The 6,289-nt window shown below is 45.1% G+C and carries 9 protein-coding genes and 1 pseudogene; 3 read left to right on the plus strand and 7 right to left on the minus strand.

Annotated features, from left to right (window positions below; all coding sequences use genetic code 11):
- Positions 1 to 157: 157 nt before the first annotated feature.
- On the minus strand, positions 158 to 880 hold the full coding sequence (locus KB557_RS08250; protein WP_255133141.1) for a 1-acyl-sn-glycerol-3-phosphate acyltransferase: 723 nt from the start codon (positions 878 to 880) through the stop codon (positions 158 to 160).
- Positions 881 to 1,299: 419 nt separating this feature from the next.
- Between KB557_RS08250 and KB557_RS08255 the strand changes: the two genes are divergently transcribed.
- Entirely contained in the window at positions 1,300 to 2,376 is a 1,077-nt protein-coding gene (locus tag KB557_RS08255) for a DMT family transporter (RefSeq protein WP_255133143.1), read from the plus strand.
- On the opposite strand, the gene KB557_RS08260 is transcribed toward KB557_RS08255, so the two are convergent.
- Positions 2,377 to 2,865 (minus strand): cupin domain-containing protein, encoded by a 489-nt coding sequence (locus tag KB557_RS08260; RefSeq protein WP_255133145.1) that lies wholly within the window; start codon positions 2,863 to 2,865, stop codon positions 2,377 to 2,379.
- A gap of 136 nt (positions 2,866 to 3,001) precedes the next feature.
- Between KB557_RS08260 and KB557_RS08265 the strand changes: the two genes are divergently transcribed.
- The gene (locus KB557_RS08265) at positions 3,002 to 3,595 is read left to right on the plus strand and encodes a cupin domain-containing protein (RefSeq protein ID WP_315856213.1); all 594 of its coding nucleotides are present in this window, start codon (positions 3,002 to 3,004) and stop codon (positions 3,593 to 3,595) included.
- On the opposite strand, the gene KB557_RS08270 is transcribed toward KB557_RS08265, so the two are convergent.
- The 4 genes from KB557_RS08270 to KB557_RS08285 all read right to left on the minus strand — a co-directional run bounded on the left by KB557_RS08270 (position 3,561) and on the right by KB557_RS08285 (position 5,194).
- On the minus strand, positions 3,561 to 3,782 hold the full coding sequence (locus tag KB557_RS08270; protein WP_255133147.1) for a hypothetical protein: 222 nt from the start codon (positions 3,780 to 3,782) through the stop codon (positions 3,561 to 3,563). The two genes, KB557_RS08265 and KB557_RS08270, sit on opposite strands and share 35 nt — an antisense overlap.
- 74 nt (positions 3,783 to 3,856) lie before the next feature.
- Entirely contained in the window at positions 3,857 to 4,444 is a 588-nt protein-coding gene (locus KB557_RS08275) for an SDR family NAD(P)-dependent oxidoreductase (protein WP_255133149.1), read from the minus strand.
- The gene (locus tag KB557_RS08280) at positions 4,437 to 4,571 is read right to left on the minus strand and encodes a hypothetical protein (RefSeq protein ID WP_255133152.1); all 135 of its coding nucleotides are present in this window, start codon (positions 4,569 to 4,571) and stop codon (positions 4,437 to 4,439) included. Before KB557_RS08280 ends, KB557_RS08275 begins: the two co-directional genes overlap by 8 nt.
- A 23-nt stretch (positions 4,572 to 4,594) precedes the next feature.
- A complete protein-coding gene (locus KB557_RS08285; RefSeq protein WP_255133154.1) occupies positions 4,595 to 5,194 on the minus strand; it encodes a carboxymuconolactone decarboxylase family protein in 600 nt (199 codons plus the stop codon).
- 144 nt (positions 5,195 to 5,338) lie between these two features.
- On the opposite strand from KB557_RS08285, the gene KB557_RS08290 reads away from it, so the two are divergent.
- Positions 5,339 to 5,983, plus strand: coding sequence for an outer membrane protein (locus KB557_RS08290; RefSeq protein WP_255133156.1), 645 nt, complete (start codon positions 5,339 to 5,341; stop codon positions 5,981 to 5,983).
- A 103-nt stretch (positions 5,984 to 6,086) separates the two neighbouring features.
- On the opposite strand, the pseudogene KB557_RS08295 reads toward KB557_RS08290, so the two are convergent.
- Positions 6,087 to 6,289 (minus strand): annotated as a pseudogene (locus KB557_RS08295) (hypothetical protein); the annotation flags it as partial.

The following is a 6,289-nucleotide window of genomic DNA, read 5'->3' on the forward strand; positions in this document are numbered from 1 at the left end:
CAGCGAATATCATATAAAACCGATAATTCAGGCAACTGAAATTTAATCAACTCGCCGGAACCATCCATTCCAGGTAAATAAACTAATAATGGAAGCAGAGGATTTAATGGGCAAGGAGTTAGAAAATTCAAGAGATTTGTCATAAAAAAATTGTTTCTTATAAATTGCCTTGTTTGAGCAAATCATTAATTTGTTCTGAGCATAACTGGCTTAACTCCTCAGCTAAACTAAAACGATGATGACCTCGATAGGCGCGTTTTTGTTCATCATCAATTTCAATAGGAACACCGAAATGCAAATGAGCACGTTTATATACAACCGCAGAATGCCAACCGCCCTTACGAAATAATGGCTCTGATGGATCTAATAAGCTAAATAGCTTTAATGGCGCAAGTGTATGTGTTTTTTCGTCAATTGATTCTATCGCAACAGGAAGAATTACTAAATCATCAACCGGCGCTTGAAGCGCCAAATGAGCAAATCCTCGATGAAAGCGACTAAGTTGATTAGGTGGATTATTTTTAACCATAGGTTGTGCGCCTTCAGGAAAAATTCCAATTATTTCCCTTGATTTAAGTAGCTCAACTGAAAGCTCAAAAAATTTCTTTTGTCTTTGCTTGGGAGAATCAAGGGGGATCGCTCCCATCGCTCTAATAAGTTCGCGCAGTAATGGTACCCTACTCATGTAGTGATGACATATAAAACGCACAGAACGATTCATAACAGACATTATTAGTGGGGCGTCTAACACACTGCGATGGTTACTTACAAGTAATATCCTTTTATTATTTGGAATTCGATCAATATTATGCACAAAAACTTCAGTGCCGAATACGTTTATAAATTGGCGCGATAATTGCAAAGGAGAATTGAATTTCATAAAGAAATCTGACGCTATTGAAAAAATTCAGGAATAAAATCTCTCAAATAGCATAGTATTGCTAGCAAGCAAGCGCGAGCAAAACGGCGTTTTTAGGCTAATATTAGATAGTTGATTCTTTTTATCATTGGAAGATTTCAATTGGGGCTATTTTCAATTAGGTATCGTAACGATTATTTTTGGCGGATTGCAAATCTGGTGGATCAGCAAGGTTTTCAAAAAACAAAGAACACCAAGATCAATGGATAATCACGAATTCCGCAGGAAAACAGACCAGATACTGCGGAATGAGCAAAAATAAGCGCCTTAACAACAGAAGCTGTTTTTATAGCTGAAAGATCTGCCACCTACGAATTTCAAGAAACCACCAAGATGGTAATGATAAAGTAATTGATAAAACTGGAGTTAGCGCTAAAATTATGATTAATGCGCGCCAAGGATTACTAACTGGCTTTATTGCTGCAATCGCCTTTGGTTTAAGTGCTCCACTGATTAGCACCCTCACTTCAACAGGATCGCCGCTTAGCTTGGCAGGGCTGCTCTACGCAGGATCTTCACTGTCATTGTTGATAGCGAAATTAGTTAGGGGTAAAAGAAATCAAGAGAGTTCGGTTAAACGCCAAGATCTTGGAATGCTGTTGTTGCTTACCGTAATTGGCGGTATTGCAGCACCCATCGCCTTGGTGAGTGGCTTGGCGCTACTGCCAGCTGGCTCTGCATCACTGCTATTGAACCTAGAAATGATATTTACCATGGGCATTGCCGTATTGGTAGGCAGGGAACATCTCAGTGGAAAGGGCATTACTGCTGCAGTATTTATCCTTGCTGGAGCAGTGATTATTGGTGGCCAAGCAACATCTGGAGCCACACTTAATGGTTCAATTTTGATCGCTTTGGCGTGTCTTGGTTGGGGTGTTGATAACAACATCAGCCAGCGCCTAAGTATTAGAGATCCGATGCAAATCGCTTTGCTTAAGTCGTTAGGTGCATGTGTACCGATGTTATTGATAGCAAGATTTACGGGGGCAAGGTTTCCAGCCCCTATGGAGATTGTACTCATCCTGTTAATCGGTGGGGTTGGATATGGTCTTTCTATTTGGTTAGATCTGTTAGCGCTAAGAGAATTGGGTGCAGCACGGGAAGCGGTGATCTTTGCCACGGCGCCATTTGTGGGCGCTGGCTTCTCTGTTCTCTACCTCAAGGAAACACTCAACACAAACATGATTGCATCTGGCGTTTTAATGATTGCTGGGGTGGTATTTATGCTCAAGGAAGACCATGCCCACAAGCATCGTCATGATGAGATTTGGCACGAGCACAAGCATCTCCACAACTCAAGTGAGCATGATCTGCACCATTCCCATGAACATCCCAATGGGGAAGCGAACGGATTCGAATCAGATCGCTCCTATTGGCATTCCCACCCCCACCACCACAACCCAATGACTCACTCACATTCGCATGTAAGTGATGGGCATCATCGCCATAGGCATTAATTAAATAAAATTTGTTATTGCTCCTGGCGGATGCTCATTAATAGGGTGATCAGCCAATAAACTGAAATCCTCAAAACAAAATCCAGGCCCCACACAGCAACTAACTAAACTCCATGCCCCACTACTTTGGGCTGCTTGCCAGAAGCCGGCAGGTATTACAGATACTGGCAATAACTTATTATCATAAATTGAAAATCCTAATAATACTTTAATTGGTGCACCACCATCGGGTGAAAGGCTAAATAATTCCAATGGATCACCAGCAATGTAATGCCATGATTCATCAGCATTAGCAACCCGATGCCAGCGGCTTAAATGCCCGCTTGGCAGTAAAAAAAGTATCATCGTAAAAGCAGATCGGTTTTCAGCATCACTACGAATTACATTCAACTTACTGCGATGTAATTCCCGATACCAGCCACCTTCTGGATGTGGTATTAATTGATAGCGATCAATTAATTTATTAACTTCCGCAGTTAAATTAATCATTTAATTTTGCATTTCATTAAATAACATAGCTAGTTTACAGCTCCCGCTGGCTAGGAATTGACGCTATGGAACTCCATTCTGATCTCAGCCAACGCGCCTTACTAAATTCGAACTGCATTCCCTGGTCGCCCTCCCGATGGCGGGGGTTGAACGGCGGCAACTTGATCGCAATGGCGGCGAGGTTGCACGGGCAACTTCGATCGTGCGCTACGCCCCCGGCAGCTGCTTTGAACGCCATGACCATGGCGGCGGAGAGGAGCTTCTAGTGCTGGAGGGCATCTTCTCAGATGAGCAAGGCCACTACCCAGCTGGCTGCTACCTGCGCAACCCCGCTGGCTCCAGCCATGCGCCATTCAGCGTGGGGGGCTGCATCATTTTTGTAAAGCTGCACCAAATGCATCCAGCAGATCAACAGCCCCTAGTAATTGATACCGAGAAAAAAACCTGGCTACCAGGCCTGGTTGGGGGGTTAGAGGTTATGCCGTTGCATGCTTTTGGCTCTGAGAACGTGGCGCTAGTGCGCTGGGCACCTGGCACTATTTTTCAGCCCCATAGCCATCCAGCTGGAGAGGAAATCCTGGTTATCGAAGGCATATTTCAAGACGAATACGGCACCTATCCAGCTGGTAGCTGGCTGCGCAACCCCCCTGGCAGCGTGCATAGGCCATGGAGTGAGGCTGGTTGCACAATTTGGGTTAAGACTGGTCATCTTCCTGCAACTCTGAAGTAGCTGAGCTAGGAGCCAATCGCCGCTCCACCTGCAAAAACACAAGCCAGGCAACAGCAGCGCTAATGCCACCTGTCCAGTCGTTGCGCAACAACTCGATTATTGAAATCGTGCTAGCGCCGATTCGCAGGCCCCGCAAAAGAAAACTTCCTAATTTCTTATCTTGTTGGGAAACCTTTTCTTGTGGCATAGCTAATTCGCTAACTGAGATCAGTAGCAGCAGAGTAAAGCTTGCAATAAAACATTTTATAAATCAGCCTTAATTCAAATCCCGAGGGTTTCACCGCCATCAATGTATAGATCATGAAAGGCAATATGTGCCGAGTCGGGAGACAATAGAAAGGCTGCCGCAGCAGCTACTTGTTCAGGGCGACCCACATGGGCATCAGGTACGGCTGGGCGAAATGAATCCAAGTTACCGGCGGCAAGATTTTTGAGTTCGGGATGATCTGCCATAAGTTTGTGCATCATCTCCGTTTCCGTGGGCCCAGGCGAAACCACATTTATACGCACACCGAGAGGAACAGTTTCAAGCGCAAGGATGCGTAATGCTTGGCGCATTCCGGCTTTAGCTCCTTCATAGGCAACCTGCCCCATGCGCGGAAAGCGACCAGAGATAGATCCAATCGCCACAATTGATCCAGATCGGCGGCTAATCATTTCACGGGAATAGCCTTGGGCTGTAAAAAAGACACCAAAAAGATTGATCGCCATAACGCTATCGATCTGTTCACGTGTTGTTTCCAGCGCCGGAGCACTTGTATAGATCCCAGCTGCAATTGCAACGCGCTCGGCTTCTCCTGTTGCTGCCACGAGGGCGGCAATAGAGCTTTGATCAGCCAAATCAAGCATGCATTGGCTCATCTGAGATGCCGGCGATTATGAGCTTGCTAGTCCATGTTTCTCGCGCGACGCGACGTGCAATCGCCGCACCGATGCCATGGGCAGCGCCCACCACCACAGTTGTTCCTGAGGTCATTTGATCACATTAACATCTATGTTTTACTTATTAATTAGCCCGGGTATATGAGGTAACGATTCTTCAATCGGCACCTGCAGCACATTATTAGTAAGGGAAAATAATACATATTGGGAAACTAAACCGATCAGATCTATCACCTGCTGGGGGTTTAGCTGGCTTCCATAAGCAGCCCAAATCTCAGCCGAAACATTGCGCTCCTCCACCATTGCTTCTGTGAGCGTGAGCAATGCCTTTTCTAAAGCGTTAAAAGCATCAAATTGCCCCAGCCGCACTGCCTCAATTTCTTCGTCGCTAACCCCAAACTCCTTCGCCACAGGCACATGGTGCTTCCAAACGTAATCGCTGGCATAGAGGCAGCCAATCCGCAGGATCACCAACTCCTGCTGCCGCTCAGCGAAGGCCATAGAGCTCTTACTGGTAACCCACCAATTAAGGAAATGAGCAAGCAGATCTGGGCTGTGCATCAGTTGGCCCAACACATTCTCCGGATAGCCCGCCCCCTTTAAACCTGCCCCTGGAATGCGTTCTAGGATGGTGCAACAGTCTTGGTTTAGATCATTAGTAGATAGAGCAGCCAGCCTTGGCTGGCTCTCATTGGGGTGAACTAATGGAATGCCCATGATGCGAACAGAATTTGATAAAGCTTATCTATCTAATGCCGGTTTTAGGGAGTACTGTTAAGTTCTAAATACTCACATTGTTTAGAGATGCCTTTACAGAAACACTTTTTTAAACGCTTATGTTTATCTTTGGCATCTTATTGTATGGTTGCAGTTACTAACCCCGCAAGGGCAGAAGATATCCAAATCGTAGAAAGTGCACCCATTTCACAAGGCGGCTTATCTGGTCTTTACCTAACTACTGGTGTTGGCGCAAATTGGCCAATTGATCGAGCAGGAAAAGGTGACCGCGGCATATTCACAGAATTTTCAAATCCCGGTTTTTCTGGAGAAGTGGGGCTTGGCTATGAATTTAAACCATTAAGATTAGAGCTCACTTACGCACTTGATGCAAGCAATCTAGAAGGCTATAATAATGTTTCTGGTAAATATTTTAAATATGTCCATGGTGGCCAAACACGCAAGAATTCTGCCTTCGCAAGTATTTATTGGGATCTATTTCCAAGCAAACGTTTGTCGCCTTATGTTGGTGTTGGGATAGGCCCAACATTTCTTAATGTTGGTGCATTTTCCGATCCTGGATTGAGCTACCGAGGCTATTCAAAATCTTTGTTTGGCTACCAAGCCAAAGCTGGGCTTTCTTATGCTTTTAATTATAGATCTAAAGTATTTGCAGAAGCTATTTATCGCGGAACAAGTTCCTATGATACAAACGATGGATTTGATAAATGGAGCAATCCATCTTTTTCTAGTTGGGGAGCACAAACTGGCCTTAGGATTGGCTTCTGATAACTCAAGATTTTAAAGTTGTGCCTCAACTAATAATCCATCTCACTGATAAATTATTAAATTGTTATAAACAACGTATAGCAAGTTACACCGAAAGCTCGGCTTAAAAGCAATTTTTGGCCTTCCCTGGAGGGGCTTGCAGTTCCACATGTTCTTGCTCATTTGCATCGTTGCGGGCCACGATTGCAATTGCTGCCTCACTGGCGCTGAGGTTCACCGGCATATGAACGACTCCCGGCGGTATGAATAGAAAGTCGCCTGCTTGGTTAATCAGCGACTTCTCCAGGCACGGTCCGTAGAAGGTTC

It is taken from the genome of Synechococcus sp. Cruz CV12-2-Slac-r (assembly GCF_024346075.1).
In the GTDB taxonomy this organism is placed as follows: Bacteria; Cyanobacteriota; Cyanobacteriia; order PCC-6307; family Cyanobiaceae; genus Synechococcus_D.